Here is a 16,158-nt window from a genome sequence, read left to right as displayed (position 1 = left end):
GGGGACTGTTCGACCACAGGAACTGTGAAGGTACGGGGAGGCTCCCGGCGGACGAAGCGGACGAGGTCCGTCGCCATCCGGACGGGTGGGCACACCATCCGGACCGGCAGGGGCGAAAATCGGACAGGCCTAGTCCTCACCCAGGGGCGGTCGACGGTTGCACCGGGTGTTCGCGAACGGAACCGACGTGGCGTGACCCGGGGTAGGTGAACGCCTCGCGTGCGAAGCGTCTGTGTCGTGTGCACGTCTGGAAGTCGGCCTTGTGTGCGTATCGAGGCCTCGGAATAGTGGGCGCCCCATCCTCCGTGTACGAGCACCCCACTTGCTCCGTGCACGGCCCCACAGGAGGTCGAAGTTGAAGCATCGACGCATATCGAGGAAGCGCGCGACGCTGGCCGGCTCGGCCGTCGTCGCTCTGGTCGCAGCGGGATTCACGTTCCAGTCTGCGAACGCCAGTGACGATGTGCCGGAGTTCGCGGTCAAGACCCTTGGCGTGAACGCGGCCGGAAAGCTGGCCACCGCCCTGGACCGTGACCTGGGCACGGCCGCGGCGGGTTCGTACTACGACAGCACGGCGAAGGCCCTCGTCGTGAACGTCGTCGACGAGGCCGGCGCCGAGCGGGTCCGCCAGGCGGGCGGCAAGGCCAGAATCGTGGAGAACTCCCTCGCCGAGCTGAAGTCGGCCCGGCAGACCCTCACCGACAAGGCGACCATCCCGGGCACCTCCTGGGCCGTCGACCCGGTGAGCAACAAGGTCCTCGTCACCGCCGACAGCACGGTCGACGGCGCGGCCTGGAAGAAGCTCTCGGCCGTGGTCGAGGGTCTCGGCGGCAAGGCCGAACTGAACAAGGCGGCGGGCGAGTTCAAGCCGCTGATCGCGGGCGGCGACGCGATCTGGGGCTCCGGCTCCCGCTGCTCGCTCGGCTTCAACGTGGTCAAGGACGGCGAGCCGTACTTCCTGACCGCGGGCCACTGCACCGAGTCGGTCACCAGCTGGTCGGACACCCAGGGCGGCTCGGAGATCGGGGCGAACGAGGGCTCCAGCTTCCCGGAGAACGACTACGGCCTGGTCAAGTACACCTCGGACATCGCGCACCCGAGCGAGGTGAACCTCTACGACGGCTCCACCCAGGCGATCACCCAGGCGGGCGACGCGACGGTCGGCCAGCAGGTCACCCGCAGCGGCTCCACCACCCAGGTGCACGACGGCGAGGTCACCGCGCTGGACGCCACGGTCAACTACGGCAACGGCGACATCGTCAACGGCCTCATCCAGACGACGGTCTGCGCCGAGCCGGGCGACAGCGGCGGCGCCCTCTTCGCGGGCGACACCGCGCTCGGTCTGACCTCGGGCGGCAGCGGCGACTGCTCCTCGGGCGGCACGACCTTCTTCCAGCCGGTTCCGGAGGCGCTGGCCGCCTACGGCGCCGAGATCGGCTGACGCGCCACCGCTCCACCGCACGACGGCGCGAGGAAGGGCCCCCGGTTCGCCGGGGGCCCTTCCCGTTGCCGTGGCGCGGTCGGCTCAGGCTGCCTGGGGCAGGTTGCGGGAGCCCGCGTCCGCCGGGGAGACGCCGAAGATCTTCACGGCCTGGTAGTAGGTCCAGGCGGTGCTGTTGCACGAGGTCTTCGTCGCGCCCGAGTAGCCGGCGCACACCCGCTTGAGGTCCTCGTAGAAGGCGGAGTCGATCCGGGCCTTGTTGGCGGGGAAGATACCGGCGGCCTTGTGGTTGCGGTAGCCGAAGTCGTGGCGGGCGCAGGAGTTCTGGAACGGGAAGCCGAAGGGGTTGTCGGGGGAGCTGCTGCAGTAGTCCGTCGACCAGTCGAAGCCGTACGCGGACCAGGCGCCCTGGTTGTTGCGGGCGGCGTTCCACGCGTTGTAGCTGGAGGCGCTCGTCTGGGTCCAGGAACTGAGCACCTGAGGCTTGTCGGCGGGGGCGGCCGAGGCGGAACCGGCGGTGATCAGGGCGAGCGGGAGCGACAGCGCGACCGCGGTGAGCGGGACCGTGAATCGACGAAGCATGAGCGACCTCCGTGGGGGTGAAAGGAAGGGGTCCTGACCGTGCTCCTCGTCGGGTGGTACGAGGGGCAGGAACAGCATGTAGCCATGTACCTGTCATGCCTAGTCATCGCACGGACCGGACATCAAGAATTGGGCGGTACGTCAGATGGGGCCGCCGTCACGGCGGCCCCACAGACGGATCTTCACGGAGGAAAGGGGCGAAGGCGAAGGGCGGCGGGAAGGACCCCGCCCGACGTCAGACCGGGGTCGACCCGCCGGCGCCCGGCGCCGGGGCGGCGGCCGTGACCGTGGCGTCCACCGGATCCGCGTCCGTCCGCTTCCGCAGCGACAGAAACAGGGTCAGCGCCGTACCGACGACCGCCCAGGCCGAGAGCACCAGCAGCGGTCCGGTGATCGCGTTGCCCCGGAAGTAGGCGATCGAACGGGCCGCCCAGGTGCCCGCCCCCGGAGGAAGGGCCGGGCCGATCGCCCGCCAGAAGTCCGGGAGCATCGGGAGCGGGAAGGCGCCGCCCGCGCTCGGGTTGCCCGCGATGACGATGATCAGGACGGCCAGGCCGATGCCGACGATCCCGGTCAGGGCCTGCAGGGCGAGCGTGGTCATGCCGACGGCGAAGACGACCAGGGCGCCCAGACCGGCCAGCCCCCAGAAGCTGCCGGGCAGCGCGCCGAGGACCGGCCCGACGACGAGCGCGCCGCCGATGCCGCCGACGACGGAGTACAGCGCCATCGTTCCGGTCCGGATCACCGCCCGCTGCCGGTTGGCGGGCTTGGCGCCGGCGCTGATCGCCAGGATCGAGGCGCAGAGATAGCCGCCGACGCACCACCCGACGACCAGATAGAAGGACGAGAGCCCGTTGAAGTCCTCGCCGGACGCCGGGGCGACGTCCACGGTCCGCACCGCCCGCCCCTGGGAGTCCTCAACCCCGGTGAGGATCCGCTCCAGAGCGGTGACCAGAGCGGTCCCGCCGCCGGAGGCGACCAGCAGGGTGTCGGTGCGGCCCTCCGCCGCGACGATCAGGGCGCCGTCGATGTCACGGTTCATGATCTGCCGGCGCGCCTCGGCCGCGCTGCTCACCGCACGGGGGTCCAGCGGTCCGCCGGGCAGCCCGTCCAACTGGTCGACGAGCTGCTGGGACATCTGCTGCGGGGCCACCACCCCGAAGGCGACATCCGTCGCCTTCGGCTTGTGCAGCGCTCCGACGTAGGAGGCGATGAACAGCAGTTGCAGCGCGACCACACCGATGACGAGCAGGGCGGCCCGTGGGGTGACGGCGTTCTTCACCTCGTCGACGAAAGTCATGCCCCCACCGTCCGGGCGGGGCAGGGTTCACGCAGTCGGGGCGGGGCCGAACGGCGTAGGGAGTAGGCTTTCACTTTCGTTTCGTAAGGGCATACCCAGCAGTAAGCTATGGGGGTGAATGCGAACGTGAAACCCGAAGTCGAGGACGGCAGGGCGGTCGCGATGAGCGACGCCTTCACGGCGGACTGTCCGGCGCGCACGGTGCTGAACCACGTCAGCAGCCGCTGGGGGGTGCTGATTCTGGCCGCGTTGCAGGAGGGGCCGATGCGCTTCTACGTGCTGCGGGACAGGATCGGCGGCATCAGCGAGAAGATGCTGTCCCAGAATCTGCGGGTGTTCGTGCGGGACGGGCTGATCGCCCGCGAGGTCGAAGCCACCGTGCCGCCCCAGGTGACCTACTCGCTCACCCCCCTGGGACGGGAACTGGCGGTGACGCTGAGCGGCCTGGTCGAGTGGATCACGCATCGGATCGGAGACATCGTCGCCGCGCGCGAGCGCCATGACGACGTGAGATGAACCGCTGTTCGCCGGCGCCCCGCTCCCCGGAGCGGGGCGCTTTTCTGTGCCGGGCGGCTTCTCGAATGTTTTCCCGGACCGGTGGTCCGGCCTGCGGGCTATCGGCCCGGTCCGGGGCTGAGCGACAGGTAAGCCCTTACCAATCGAAAGCTCAAAACCTAGGGTAAGCCCGACGGGTCGAGCGGCCCGGAAGGGAGATTTCGGTGGACACGGAAACCGCGCCGCGCGCCGGGGTGCGCGAGTGGATCGGGCTGGCGGCGCTGGCGCTGCCCGCGATGCTCGTGATCATGGACATGAGCGTGCTCCATCTGTCGCTGCCGACCCTGAGCAAGGATCTGGAGCCTTCCGGAGCGGAACTGCTCTGGATCACCGACGTCTACGGTTTCGTCATCGCCGGCGCGATGATCACCATGGGCACACTCGGCGACCGCATCGGCCGCCGCCGGATGCTGATGATCGGTGCCGTGGCCTTCGGCCTCGCCTCGGTGCTCGCCGCCTACGCGCCCACCGCCGAGACGCTGATCGTGGCCCGTGCCCTCCTCGGTCTCGCCGGTGCGGTGCTGGGCCCCTCGACGCTGTCGCTGATCAGCGCCATGTTCCACGACGCCAAACAGCGCAGCTTCGCGATCACGGTGTGGATGACGAGCTTCATGCTGGGCGGCGCGGTCGGCCCGCTGGTCGGCGGTGTGCTGCTGGAGGCGTTCTGGTGGGGCTCGGTCTTCCTCGTGGCCGTGCCGGTGATGGTGTTCCTGCTGGTGGCGGGCCCGCTGGTGCTTCCGGAGGTCCGTAACCCGGACGCGGGCCGACTCGACCTGACCAGCGCCGCGATGTCATTGGCCGCCGTCCTGCTGGTCGTGTTCGGCGTGAAGGAGTTCGCCAAGGAGGGCGTCGCCTGGCTACCGCTGCTGGCCCTGGTGCTCGGTCTTGTGATCGGCGCCCTCTTCGTCGCGCGGCAGCGTCGGCTCACCGACCCGCTGCTCGACATGAAGCTCTTCGCGAACCGCGGCTTCAGCGTCTCCCTCGGAACGCTGACCTTGACCGTGGTGTTCATGCTGGGCAGTCAGTTTCTCATCGCCCAGTACATCCAGATGGTGGTCGGCATGAAGCCGCTGGAGTCGGCGGTGTGGAGCCTGCCGATGGTCGTCAGCGGAACCCTCGCGATGTTCATCGCCCAGGGCGTGGCGGCCCAGGTGGGCAAGGCGTACGTCTTCGGCGCCGGCCTCACCGTCGCCGCCGTCGGCTTCACCGTGCTCGCGCAGGTGGACAGCGGATCCGGGATCGGAATCGTCGTCACGGCCGTGTCGCTGCTGTTCGCCGGCCTGATGCCGGTCTCGTCCCTCGGGATCGGGATGATCGTCGACGCCGCGCCGCCCGAGCAGGCGGGCTCGGCGGCCGCGGTGGGGGAGACGACCCAGGAACTGGGCGGCGCCCTCGGCATCGCGGTCCTCGGCAGTGTGCTGAACGCCGCCTACCACGGCGGGATGACGGGCTCGGTGCCGGACGGCGTACCCGCCTCCGCCCGGGAGACGGTCACCGACAACCTGCCCGCGGCCCTTGAGGCCGCCGGCCGACTGCCCGCGGAGACAGGGGCCCAACTCGTCTCCGTGGCAAGGGACTCCTTCGCCCAGGGCCTCGCCTGGATCGCGATGGGAGCCGTCCCGGTCATGCTCGCACTGGCCGTCACGGCAACGGTGCTGCTCCGGAACGTGGGGCGCGCCGGTGAAGCCGCGGATCAGGAAGGGGCGGCGGGCGAAACGGGAGGGGTCGGCAAGTCGACGTCCACGGCGGGGTCGGCGGCTTCCTGACCCGACTGCCCATCACCGGCCGGCCGCGCGTCACCCGTCGAGAGGGGGAGACGGGTGGCCGGCGGGGTCGGTGGCCGGGAACGAGCGCTCCCCGCCCCGCCATTTTTTACCGACGCGTAACTTCCCTCCCCACCTTACTCGTGCGTAATTTGGCATGAGCACATAAAGCTTGTGGTCCGGGCCACAGGGCGCACCGCCATCGCACCTCCCTTGAGCCGCAAGGAGATCCCACGATGCTGCCCTGGATCCGTGCTGCGCGCGTTCCCCGCGCGCGCAGTCTGCTCGCCGCCCTGCTCCTCGCCCTCACCGTTCTCGTCGCCCCCACGGCGACCGCGAGCGCGGCCCCCGCCGCCGAAGCGGCCACATCGCGTGGCTGGAACGACTACTCCTGCAAGCCCTCCGCCGCCCATCCCCGCCCGGTCGTCCTGGTCCACGGAACCTTCGGGAACTCGATCGACAACTGGCTGGTCCTCGCGCCCTATCTGGTCAACCGGGGCTACTGCGTCTTCTCCCTCGACTACGGCCAGCTCCCCGGTGTGCCGTTCTTCCACGGCCTCGGGCCCATCGACAAGTCCGCCGAACAGCTCGACGTGTTCGTCGACAAGGTGCTCGACGCCACCGGAGCCCCGAAGGCCGACCTCGTCGGCCACTCCCAGGGCGGCATGATGCCCAACTACTACCTGAAGTTCCTCGGCGGCGCAGACAAGGTCAACGCCCTCGTCGGCATCGCCCCGGACAACCACGGCACCACGCTGCTCGGCCTCACCCAACTGCTGCCGTTCTTCCCCGGCGTCGAGAAGTTCATCAACGACAAGACCCCCGGACTGGCCGACCAGGTTGCCGGATCGCCCTTCATCACCAAGCTCACGGCGGGCGGCGACACCGTCCCCGGGGTCCGCTACACCGTCATCGCGACCAAGTACGACCAGGTCGTGACGCCGTACCGTACGCAGTACCTGGACGGGCCGAACGTACGCAATGTCCTCCTCCAGGACCTGTGCCCGCTCGACCTGTCCGAGCACGTGGCGATCGGGACCATCGACCGCATCGCCTTCCACGAAGTGGCCAACGCCCTCGACCCGGCCCGTGCCACGCCGACCACCTGCGCCTCGGTCATCGGCTGACCCGTCGCGCGTGAACGGGCCGGGGCCCGCCGTCCGATGGTGCGGACGGCGGACCCCGGCCCGTCATGACCTGCCGCGCCCGACGTCCCGGAGGGACGCGGCAGGGGTACGAAGAGGGGTGCTGCGGCGGTCAGCGGCCGTGGCGCCCCGCTGAGGCGGCGGCCCGCCGGCGCTGCGAGGCGAACAGTACGGCCGCACCGGCGGCGAGCACTCCGGCGCCCCCGATCGCCAGGTACGTGCTGCTGCCGGAGCCGCCCGTCTCGGCCAGTACCTCGTCCTTGCTCGCGGTGTTGACCTCGGGGGCGTTGCCCTCGGCCTGGTCCGCACCCTTGTCCTGCGGGGCGGCCGGAGCGGCGACGTTGACCTTCGCCCCGGTGTTCGCGTCGTCGTCGCCGTGGCCGTTGTGCTCGACGGAGGACTTCTCGGCGCCCTCGGCGATCGCGTCCTCGGACGGCGCGGAGGGAACCGCTGCCGGAGCCTCGGCGCCGGCGTCACCACCGGAACCCTGCTCGCCCTTCCCCTCTTCCTTCTCCGTCGACCCGCTGCCCGCCGACTTGCCGCCGAACGTCACGTCGGAGCAGGCGTAGAACGCCTCGGGGGAGTCGGAGCGCTGCCAGATCGTGTAGACCAGCTGCCGTCCGGAGCGCTCGGGGATCGTTCCGTCGAAGACGTACGAACCGTCCACCAGCGCCGGGTCGGTGACCTCGGCGAAGGGCTTCGCCTCCAGGTCCGACCAGGCCAGCGGCTTCGTGGCGTCATAGCCGGGCTTCGTCATGTACAGCTCGAACGACCCCTTGTGCGGGGCCGTCGCGCGGAACCGGAAGGTGTGCTTGCCCGCCGACAGCGCGGTGGCCGGCCAGTCGGCGCGCGGCAGGTCGAGCCCCTTGAACTTGTCGTTGGCCGCGCTGCACAGCTTGCCGTCCGGGATCAGATCACGGTGCTTGCCCGCCGCGTTGGCGATGTTCACCCCGTTCCAGTCGTACAGCGCCTGCGTCCCACCCGCCGCGACCGCCGCCTGGCACGCCGCCGACTTCGGGCTCTCCGGCCCCTCCGCGAAGCACGCGGACACCCGGCTCACCGGGTCGGTGAGCGAACCGTGCGCGACGGCCGGGGTGGCGGTCAGCCCGGCCAGTGCGAGCGGTGCGAATCCGAGGGCGAGGATGCCGGCGGCCTTGCGACGAGCGGTCATGGATGGACTCCTTCTGAACGGCACTGCTGCGGCACAGCTGTTGGGGGGTGGCGATCAGCAAGCTAGCCGCTCGGAAGGTCGAAAAGGCCTGCTGGGAGGGGGTGATGGCGATCCTTATGGTGCGTTTAAGGAGGGGCTAAGAGGGGGCTCAGGAAGGGGGGCGCGATACTCGACGGTGAAGGGCGCGGAAGCGCGACGGGGGAGGCGGACGGTCATGGTCAACCGGTGGGGCGAGGACGAGGCGGTGCGGGACGAGCGTCTGCCGCTGGAGTACGCCGTGCTTCCCGCGCAGCGGCGGCTGTGGCGGTGGATCGCCGGGGGGTGGCTGGCGACCTATGTACTCGCCGCCCTGTACATGGGCGCGGGCAGCGGGGCCGCTCTGCCGCTGTGGGTGGCGGCGATCGTCTGTCTGCCGGTGGTGGCGGGGGCGGTGCACTCGTGGCGCAAGTCCGCCGGAGGGACCCGTATCGACGAGGACGGGGTCACCACCGGGGTCTGGCCCACCCGGCAGCTGTGCCGCTGGGAGGAGATACGGGCCGTCACCACGGTGCGCACCGGCAGTGGGCCGAGCGCCCGTACCTTCATCCAGCTCGTACGGCAGGACAGCCGTGCCGTGACGCTCCAGGCCCCCGTCGACCTCGCGGAGGACCCCGACCACCGGTTCCGGCGGGCCCACGCGATCGTGCGCGACACCTGGGAGGAGCGGTGCGGCGGCGGTGCCGTCTGAGGGCGCGGGGGCCGGGCCGGTGTGCCGGTGGGTGGCCCCGGCCTGTGTGCGTGCCGACCCGGGGCCGGTGCGGCGTGCGGGCTCAGCCCGTCCAGCGGTAGCGGCGTTCCGGGCGGCCCGTGCCTCCGTAGCGCAGGGTCACCGCCGCCCGGCCCGTACCGGCGAAGTACTCCAGGTAGCGGCGCGCGCTGACCCGGGACAGGGCGCCCGCCTCGGCGCACTCCGAGGCCGACAGGCCCTCCGGGTGGTCGCGCAGGGTGCGTTCCACCAGCTCGGCCGTGGGGGCGGCCAGGCCCTTCGGCAGCTCGCGCGAGCCGGGCGGGCGGGGGCCGAAGATCTGGTCGACGTCCTCCTGGCGGGCCTCGCCCAGCTCGTCCAGGCGGGTGCGCAGCGAGGCGACATGGCGCATCTGCTCCTGGAGGGCGGACCGGCTGAACGGCTTGATCAGGTAGTGCAGGGCCCCTGCCCGCAGCGCGGCCCGGATGACCCCGGCGTCCCTCGCCGCCGTGATGAACAGGGCGTCCGTGCTGGGGCGTGAGGCGTCCCGCTCCTCCGCCGCACGCAGCGCGCGCAGGACGTCGATCCCGTCCATATCGGGCAGGTAGATGTCGAGCAGCACCAGATCGGGGCGCAGCCGCTCGGCCGCGCGCAGGGCGTCCGCGCCGTTGTGCGCCACCCCGGCGACCGTGAACCCGTCCATTGCGGACACATAGCGGCTGTGCAGTTTCGCGACCATGAAGTCGTCGTCCACCACCAGCACAGTTGTCACGCCGACACGCTAGGGCGCGACCGCAACGACCACAACGTCCGTTGATACCGGAAGAGAGACAGCTTCTTAACGCGCAGGCAACATGTGGGCCACTTCACAGCGAAAGGCGGAACCCGTGCGACTGCGCACTCTCCTCGCCCTGTTCGGGGCCGCGTTGCTGGTGGTGGTGGGGCCGCCCCTGCTCTCCACCGGTGACGGTTCGGACACCGGTACCCAGATTCCCGGGCTCCGCTTCATGGTCCCCAACACCCCCGGCGGCGGCTACGACATCACCGCGCGCACCATGGCCAAGAACGCCGAGGACGCCGGACTCACCCACAACATCGAGGTGTTCAACCTGCCGGGCGCCGGCGGCACGGTCGGCCTGACCCGGCTCGTCGGCGAACACGGCAACGGCAAGCTCGCGCTCTCCATGGGCCTCGGCGTCGTCGGTGCCGTCCACACCAACAAGTCCCCGAGCACCCTCGCCGACACCACCCCGATCGCCCGGCTCACCGAGGAGCCCGACATCGTGGTGGTTGCCAAGAAGTCTCCGTACCGCACCATCGCCGACCTGCTCGCCGCCTGGAAGAAGGACCCGGCCCACGTCCCGGTCGGCGGCGGATCCTCGCCCGGCGGCCCGGACCACCTCGCCCCGATGCTCATGGCGCAGGCCGCCGGCATCGCCCCGAGGACGGTCAACTACGTGCCGTTCGACGGCGGCGGCGAACTCCTCGCCTCCATCCTCGGCAACAAGGTCGGCTTCGGGGTCTCCGGCCTCGGCGAGTACCGCGACCAGATCGAGGCGGGCGAGCTGCGGCTGCTCGCCGTGACCGGCCCGAAGCGGGTGCCGGGCCTCGACGCCCCCACCCTGCGCGAAGCCGGACTCGACACCGAGTTCACCAACTGGCGCGGCATCGTCGCCCCGCCCGGTCTCTCGGAAGCCGAACGCGACAAGCTCACCGGTCTCATCCGCGAACTCCACGCCTCGAAGCAGTGGAAGGAGTCGATGAAGAAGAACGGCTGGGACGACGCCTTCCTCGCCGGTGAACCCTTCGGCGACTTCCTCGACGAGCAGGACCGGCGCGTCGCCACCGTCCTCAAGGAGCTGGGACTGTGACCAACGAATCGACCGAACCCGCCGAGGACGCGGGAGCGGGCGGCGGTGCCCGCGCCTGGCTGCGCGAGCATTCCGAACTCGGCGTCTGCGTGCTGCTGTTCGCGCTCGGCGCGCTCGTGCTCACCGACGCCCTCACCATGAACGTCGACATCGCCCAGCGCGGTCCCATCGGCCCCCGCACCGTCCCCTTCGTCGTCGGCGCCGGGCTCCTGCTGGTCGGGGCCCTGCTCGCCGTGGACGTGCTGCGCGGCGGACGCGGCGAGGCCGAGGGCGGCGAGGACGTCGACCTCGACGAACCGGCCGACTGGCGCACCGTCCTCCTGCTCGCCGGGGTCTTCCTCGCCACCGCCGTCCTGATCGGCCCGCTCGGCTTCCCGATCGCCGGGGCGCTGCTCTTCTGGGGCTCCGCCTATGCCCTCGGCAGCCGGCACCACGACCGTGACCCGCTCATCGCGGCCGGGCTCTCCCTCTTCACCTACTTCGTCTTCGACAACCTGCTCGGTGTCCCCCTTCCGGGCGGCCCGCTGATGGGGGTGCTCTGACCGATGGATTCCCTCAACTCCCTCATCGACGGCTTCGGTACCGCGCTCACCCCGATGAACCTGATGTGGGCCGCCATCGGCGTCCTGCTCGGCACGGCCATCGGCGTGCTCCCCGGCATCGGACCCGCGATGGCCGTGGCGCTGCTGCTCCCGGTGACGTACGGACTCGACCCGACCGGCGCGTTCATCATGTTCGCGGGCATCTACTACGGCGCGATGTTCGGCGGCTCCACCACCTCGATCCTCCTCAACACCCCCGGTGAGAGTGCCGCCGTGGTCGCCGCGATCGAGGGCAACCCGATGGCGAAGGCCGGACGCGGCGCCCAGGCGCTTGCCGCCGCCGCGATCGGCCACTTCGCGGGCGGCATGATCGGCACCATCCTGCTGGTCGTCCTCGCCCCGACCGTCGCGTCGCTCGCCATCGGCATCGGCGCGCCCGACTACTTCGCCATCATGGTGCTGGCCTTCATCGCCGTCACCTCCGTCCTCGGCGCCTCCCGCATCCGCGGCATCGCCTCGCTCCTGATCGGCCTCACCATCGGACTGGTCGGCCTGGACCAGATGACCGGCCAGCAGCGCCTGACCTTCGGCTCGCTCCAACTCGCCGACGGTGTCGACGTGGTCATCGTCGCGGTCGGGCTCTTCGCGATCGGCGAGGCCCTCTGGGTCGCCGCCCATCTGCGCCGCTCCACCGGAAAGCCGATCCCCGTCGGCCGGCCCTGGCTCGGCCGGGCCGATCTGAAGCGCACCTGGAAACCCTGGCTGCGCGGGCCCGCCATCGGCTTCCCGTTCGGAGCCATCCCGGCGGGCGGCGCGGAGATCCCCACCTTCCTCAGTTACGTCACCGAGAAGCGGCTCTCCAAGCACCGCGACCAGTTCGGCAAGGGCGCCATCGAAGGCGTCGCCGGACCGGAGGCCGCCGCCTCCGCCTCCGCCGCCGGGACGCTCGTCTCGATGCTCACCCTCGGGCTGCCCACCACCGCCGTCGCCGCCGTGATGCTGGCCGCCTTCCAGCAGTACGGAATCCAGCCGGGGCCCCTGCTGTTCGAACGCGAACCGGAGCTGGTCTGGGGGCTCATCGCCTCGCTGTTCGTCGGCATGGTGCTGCTGCTCGCCCTCAACCTGCCGCTCGCCCCCGTCTGGGCGAAGCTCCTGCGGATCCCGCGCCCCTATCTCTACGCGGGCATCCTCTTCTTCGCCGCCGTCGGCGCGTACGCGGTCGGCGGCGAGTCCCTCGACCTGGTGATCCTCCTGGTCATCGGGCTGATCGGGTTCGGGATGCGGCGGTACGGGCTGCCGGTGCTGCCCGCCGTCATCGGGGTCATCCTCGGCCCGGCCGCCGAACAGCAGCTGCGCCGCGCGCTCCAGATCAGCGACGGCAGCGTGACCGGCCTCGTCAACACCCCGTTCTCGGTCACGGTCTACGTGATCGTGGCGCTGATCGTGGCCTGGCCGCTGATCGGCCGGCTGATCGCACGGCTGCGCGGTGGCCGGAAAACGGCGGAGGAGTCCCGCACTGTCAGTGGTGGCTGAGAGCATCGGAGCCATGACCACGATCGACTGGGACGCGGCGGCCGGATCCTTCGACGAGGAGCCCGACCACGGGCTCCTCGACCCCGCGGTGCGCGACGCCTGGGCCGGGCGGCTGGAGAGCTGGCTGCCCGCCACCCGCGGCGATGTGCTGGACCTGGGGTGCGGCACCGGCAGTCTCTCCCTGCTCGCCGCGGGCCAGGGCCACCGCGTCACCGCCGTCGACCGCTCGCCCCGCATGGCCGAAAAGGCCCGGGCCAAGCTCGTCGGGACCGGCGCGGAGGTCCTGGTCGGGGACGCCGCCCGGCCTCCGGTCGGCGAGCGGGCGTTCGACGTCGTGGTGGCCCGGCACGTCGTCTGGCTGCTGCCCGATCCGGCAGCGGCCCTGGAGCACTGGTTCGGCCTGCTGAAGCCGGGCGGGCGGCTCGTGCTGATCGAAGGGGTGTGGGGCGGCGCAGGTCTGTCCGCCACCGCGCTCACCGCCCTGCTCTCCGCCCACACCGAGCGCATCCACCACGAGGACCTGGCCCCCGACAGCCGGCTCTGGGGCAAGAAGGTCGACGACGAGCGCTATGCGCTGGTCGCCCGCGCGATGCCGGCGTACCGGCACACCGAAGTGGTCGACGTCCATCTGATCCTGCGGCGCGGTCCGGAGGTCCTGCTGGCCCGCCGCTCCAACACCGGGTATGCGGACGGGCTGCTCCACATGCCCTCCGGCCACGCGGAGGACGGCGAGGACGTCCGCGAGGCGATGATCCGGGAGGCCGCCGAGGAGATCGGCCTCGAACTGGACCCCGACGAGCTGCGGGTGGCCCTGGTGATGCAGCACCGGGGCCCCGGCGGCGGGGCGCGCATGGGCTGGTTCTTCGTCGCGGAGTACGACCCGGAGCGCCCGCCGCGCAACGCGGAGCCGGAGAAGTGCTCCGAGCTGGACTGGTTCCCGCTGGCCGCGCTCCCGGACGACATGGTCGCGTACTGCCGTGCGGGCCTGGACGGCTATCGGGCGGGCGAGCGCTTCATGATCCACTGGCATCGGGACGGGGAGCCGATCGCGTACGTCCCGGGCGGTGTCGGCCGGGCCGTCCCGCTGCCCGCCGCCGGGGAGACCACCGGCCGGGTGCACCACATCGAGCTGTGGGTCGCGGATCTCGCGGCGTCGGAGCGCAGTTGGGGCTGGCTGCTGGACCGGCTCGGCCATGTGCCGTACCAGCACTGGGCCCACGGCCGCAGCTGGCGGCGCGGCGACGCGTATGTCGTGCTCGAACAGTCGCCGGACCTGATCGCGGGCGGCCACGACCGCCGCCGCCCCGGGCTCAACCACCTGGCGTTCCACATCGCGGACCGGGCCGCCCTCGACGCCCTGGTGGCCGAGGCCCCGGTGTACGGCTGGCGGCTGCTGTTCCCCGACCGCCATCCGTACGCGGGCGGCGACGGCCACCACGCCGCCTATCTGGAGGACCCGGCGGGATACGAGGTCGAGCTGGTCGCCGGCTCCCTGCCCCGCCCCTGAGCCGCCGAGCCCGCCCGTACGGGGCCGCCGTGCATCCGGTGTGCCGTGCGTGATGGACTGGCGTACGTTCACCGAGGTCACGGGGGAGAGATGACAGCCGAGGAGACCGGGCCGCCGACGCCCGCCGCAACAGAGCCCGCAACGGACGTCGCACCGGATCAGGGCCGGCGGGACGCCCGCCGGATGGACTCCTGGTCGATCGCGTGGATGTTCCTGGCCCTGGTGGTCTGGGGATGGTTCGCGTTCCTGATGCTCGCCGACTACGGCCCGGAGTTCGACGGCAGAGCGAGGTGCCGGGGTCCGCTGATCGGCCCGTTGTCCGAAAGCCCCCTCTGCCACAGCGAGTTGCGGCAGTGGCCCGCGCTGCTGGGCATCCTCGCGCTGGCGGTCCTGGCGACCGTCATCGCGGCGGCGACCATGGTGTACGCCAAGGTTCTCTCCCGGCTGGACCGCCGTGACGGGCCCGACGTGCCGCCGCAGGGCTGAGAGCTGTTCCACCGGCGGTCGGGCTCGGCCGACCGACCGGCGCACCCCGCCACGCCGGTCGGCCGAGAAGAGCGACGTGACCGGTGCACCCCGCCGTGCCGGTCAGCCGAGAAGTCCGGCCAGCCCCTCGGCCCGGGCCAGGGCCTCCAGTTCGTCCAGGGCCGAGGCCGCCGCTCCGGCCGCGGCAGGGTCGCGCCCGGCCAGACCGCTCTCCTCGAACTCGTCCTCGTCCAGCCGCAGCACCGACGAGCCGTCCGCCGACACCCACAGGTCCAGATCCAGGTCCTCGACCGCCAGCACCCCGTCCGCGAGCACGGCGGGCCGGGTGATGTCGCAGTACCAGCCCTTGAGCACACCGTCGCCGGTGCGGACCTCCTTCACCGCGAACCACCGGTCCCGCCAGTAGTGCTCGGTGAACACGTCGCCCGGCTCGAACCGGACGAAGCCGAAGTCCCGTACCCCGGGCGCGGCCCAGGGCGCCCGGACGGTGACGCGGACGCCGTCGTCGCGGACCAGCTCCGCCGGGTACCTGATCTTGGTGCGGCCCGCCTTGGACAGGGCGACGACCAGGCCCTTCGTACGACCCGCCCGGGGCTCAGGGGAGGGTGCGGACATGGCGGATCTCCGTCGCGCAGATCTCGTAGCCGAACCAGGCGTTGACGGCCAGCATCGGGCCGTTGCCGGTGTCGTTGGAGGTGTAGGCGTCCGTGTAGCCGGCCGCCCGCGCCCGGTGCAGCGAGTCGTTCTTCGCCAGCTTGGCCAGGCCCCGCCCGCGGAACTCCCGCAGGGTGCCGGTCATGGCGCTCAGATACGTCCGTACGCCGTCGGTGGTCGCCGCGCTGAACGCCGCCACCTTCCCGTCCACCAGCGCCACCGAGGTGAGCCCCTGGTCGAAGGCCGGGTGCCGCCAGATGTTCGTCAGCCAGTCCTCGTAGTCGTCCAGCTCGGAGGTGATGTCGCCCGGCTCGTCCGCCGTCACCTCGGCGTCCGCCTCGAACAGCGGCCGGGGATCGTCCGCGAAGTCGGACCCGGGCCGCAGCTCGACGCCCGCCGGTAGCTCCCGGCGCGGCGGCAGGGCCCCGCCCGCGAGGTCCAGCCGCTGGAAGTGGGCCGAGCGCTTGGGCTCATAGCCCCGCTTACGGGCGAACTCCAGGCTCTCCGGGTTGTCCAGCACCCACGCGTACACCACTCTGGCCCCGACATCGGCCAGGTGCTCCTCCGCCGTGCGCAGCAGCAGCGAGCCCGCACCGCGGTGGGTGCGGCCGGGAAGCGTCTGCGGGGTGAAGTAGCCCTGCCCCGGCTCGGAACTGTCGTGGGCGATGCCCGCCTGTGCCGTGGCGATGATCTCGCCGTCCTCCTCGGCGACCAGCAGCCGGTAGTGCCGGTCGGGATGGGCGTGGGCGAGGTCGTGGACGACCTGTTCGGGGGTGGCCACCATCCAGGGGACCGACGCCCGGCGGGCATGGGTCCAGGCCTCCGCGTCGGACGGCCGGAAATCGCGCACGATCACAGTCATGCGGTGGACCGTATGCGCAGCC

General features: G+C 71.4%; 16 protein-coding genes. 10 read left to right on the top strand and 6 right to left on the bottom strand.

The genetic code is table 11. From position 1 onward, the window contains the following. The first annotated feature begins 355 nt into the window (after positions 1-355). The gene (locus ACSMXR_RS05845; RefSeq protein ID WP_455431475.1) at positions 356-1,441 is read left to right on the top strand and encodes a S1 family peptidase; all 1,086 of its coding nucleotides are present in this window, start codon (positions 356-358) and stop codon (positions 1,439-1,441) included. Between the two features lie 84 nt (positions 1,442-1,525). Here ACSMXR_RS05845 and ACSMXR_RS05840 read toward each other — a convergent pair whose 3' ends face one another. Together ACSMXR_RS05840 and ACSMXR_RS05835 are read right to left on the bottom strand one after the other, a co-directional pair. Beyond that, a complete protein-coding gene (locus ACSMXR_RS05840; protein ID WP_364888678.1) occupies positions 1,526-2,023 on the bottom strand; it encodes a phospholipase in 498 nt (165 codons plus the stop codon). 235 nt (positions 2,024-2,258) lie between these two features. Further along, positions 2,259-3,323, bottom strand: coding sequence for an ABC-2 transporter permease (locus tag ACSMXR_RS05835; protein ID WP_473171360.1), 1,065 nt, complete (start codon positions 3,321-3,323; stop codon positions 2,259-2,261). A gap of 162 nt (positions 3,324-3,485) precedes the next feature. Here ACSMXR_RS05835 and ACSMXR_RS05830 point away from each other — a divergent pair, with 162 nt between their 5' ends. The 3 genes from ACSMXR_RS05830 to ACSMXR_RS05820 all read left to right on the top strand — a co-directional run bounded on the left by ACSMXR_RS05830 (position 3,486) and on the right by ACSMXR_RS05820 (position 6,768). Further along, positions 3,486-3,839 (top strand): winged helix-turn-helix transcriptional regulator, encoded by a 354-nt coding sequence (locus ACSMXR_RS05830; protein WP_473172342.1) that lies wholly within the window; start codon positions 3,486-3,488, stop codon positions 3,837-3,839. Between the two features lie 203 nt (positions 3,840-4,042). Continuing rightward, complete coding sequence (locus ACSMXR_RS05825) at positions 4,043-5,644, top strand: MFS transporter (protein ID WP_473171359.1); 1,602 nt, start codon at positions 4,043-4,045, stop codon at positions 5,642-5,644. 233 nt (positions 5,645-5,877) lie between these two features. Further along, positions 5,878-6,768, top strand: coding sequence for an esterase/lipase family protein (locus ACSMXR_RS05820; protein WP_137232118.1), 891 nt, complete (start codon positions 5,878-5,880; stop codon positions 6,766-6,768). A 130-nt stretch (positions 6,769-6,898) separates the two neighbouring features. Here the strand turns inward: ACSMXR_RS05820 and ACSMXR_RS05815 are convergent, their stop codons facing one another. Beyond that, a complete protein-coding gene (locus tag ACSMXR_RS05815; protein WP_473171358.1) occupies positions 6,899-7,957 on the bottom strand; it encodes a lytic polysaccharide monooxygenase auxiliary activity family 9 protein in 1,059 nt (352 codons plus the stop codon). Between the two features lie 214 nt (positions 7,958-8,171). Here ACSMXR_RS05815 and ACSMXR_RS05810 point away from each other — a divergent pair, with 214 nt between their 5' ends. Next, positions 8,172-8,684 carry a hypothetical protein gene (locus ACSMXR_RS05810; protein ID WP_364888669.1) on the top strand — a complete coding sequence of 171 codons (513 nt, stop codon included), beginning with the start codon at positions 8,172-8,174 and terminating at the stop codon, positions 8,682-8,684. Between the two features lie 82 nt (positions 8,685-8,766). Here ACSMXR_RS05810 and ACSMXR_RS05805 read toward each other — a convergent pair whose 3' ends face one another. After that, on the bottom strand, positions 8,767-9,420 hold the full coding sequence (locus ACSMXR_RS05805; protein ID WP_240805915.1) for a response regulator: 654 nt from the start codon (positions 9,418-9,420) through the stop codon (positions 8,767-8,769). Between the two features lie 148 nt (positions 9,421-9,568). On the opposite strand from ACSMXR_RS05805, the gene ACSMXR_RS05800 reads away from it, so the two are divergent. From ACSMXR_RS05800 to ACSMXR_RS05780, 5 genes are all read left to right on the top strand, one after another. Beyond that, entirely contained in the window at positions 9,569-10,552 is a 984-nt protein-coding gene (locus ACSMXR_RS05800) for a Bug family tripartite tricarboxylate transporter substrate binding protein (protein WP_473171357.1), read from the top strand. Then, positions 10,549-11,094, top strand: coding sequence for a tripartite tricarboxylate transporter TctB family protein (locus tag ACSMXR_RS05795; protein WP_364888667.1), 546 nt, complete (start codon positions 10,549-10,551; stop codon positions 11,092-11,094). The genes ACSMXR_RS05800 and ACSMXR_RS05795 overlap by 4 nt, the downstream gene beginning before the upstream one ends. Positions 11,095-11,097: 3 nt before the next feature. After that, entirely contained in the window at positions 11,098-12,627 is a 1,530-nt protein-coding gene (locus tag ACSMXR_RS05790) for a tripartite tricarboxylate transporter permease (protein ID WP_137232123.1), read from the top strand. A 13-nt stretch (positions 12,628-12,640) separates the two neighbouring features. Beyond that, on the top strand, positions 12,641-14,134 hold the full coding sequence (locus ACSMXR_RS05785; protein WP_473171356.1) for a methyltransferase domain-containing protein: 1,494 nt from the start codon (positions 12,641-12,643) through the stop codon (positions 14,132-14,134). 90 nt (positions 14,135-14,224) lie between these two features. Next, positions 14,225-14,620 carry a hypothetical protein gene (locus tag ACSMXR_RS05780; RefSeq protein ID WP_218526646.1) on the top strand — a complete coding sequence of 132 codons (396 nt, stop codon included), beginning with the start codon at positions 14,225-14,227 and terminating at the stop codon, positions 14,618-14,620. A 102-nt stretch (positions 14,621-14,722) separates the two neighbouring features. Here ACSMXR_RS05780 and ACSMXR_RS05775 read toward each other — a convergent pair whose 3' ends face one another. Beyond that, entirely contained in the window at positions 14,723-15,235 is a 513-nt protein-coding gene (locus ACSMXR_RS05775) for a ribonuclease FAU-1 family protein (protein ID WP_364888661.1), read from the bottom strand. After that, on the bottom strand, positions 15,216-16,136 hold the full coding sequence (locus ACSMXR_RS05770; RefSeq protein ID WP_381796923.1) for a GNAT family N-acetyltransferase: 921 nt from the start codon (positions 16,134-16,136) through the stop codon (positions 15,216-15,218). The genes ACSMXR_RS05775 and ACSMXR_RS05770 overlap by 20 nt, the downstream gene beginning before the upstream one ends. Positions 16,137-16,158: the final 22 nt, after the last annotated feature.

This window comes from Streptomyces sp. DSM 106670, from assembly GCF_055792845.1.
This window is presented reverse-complemented; position numbering and strand designations above follow the sequence as displayed.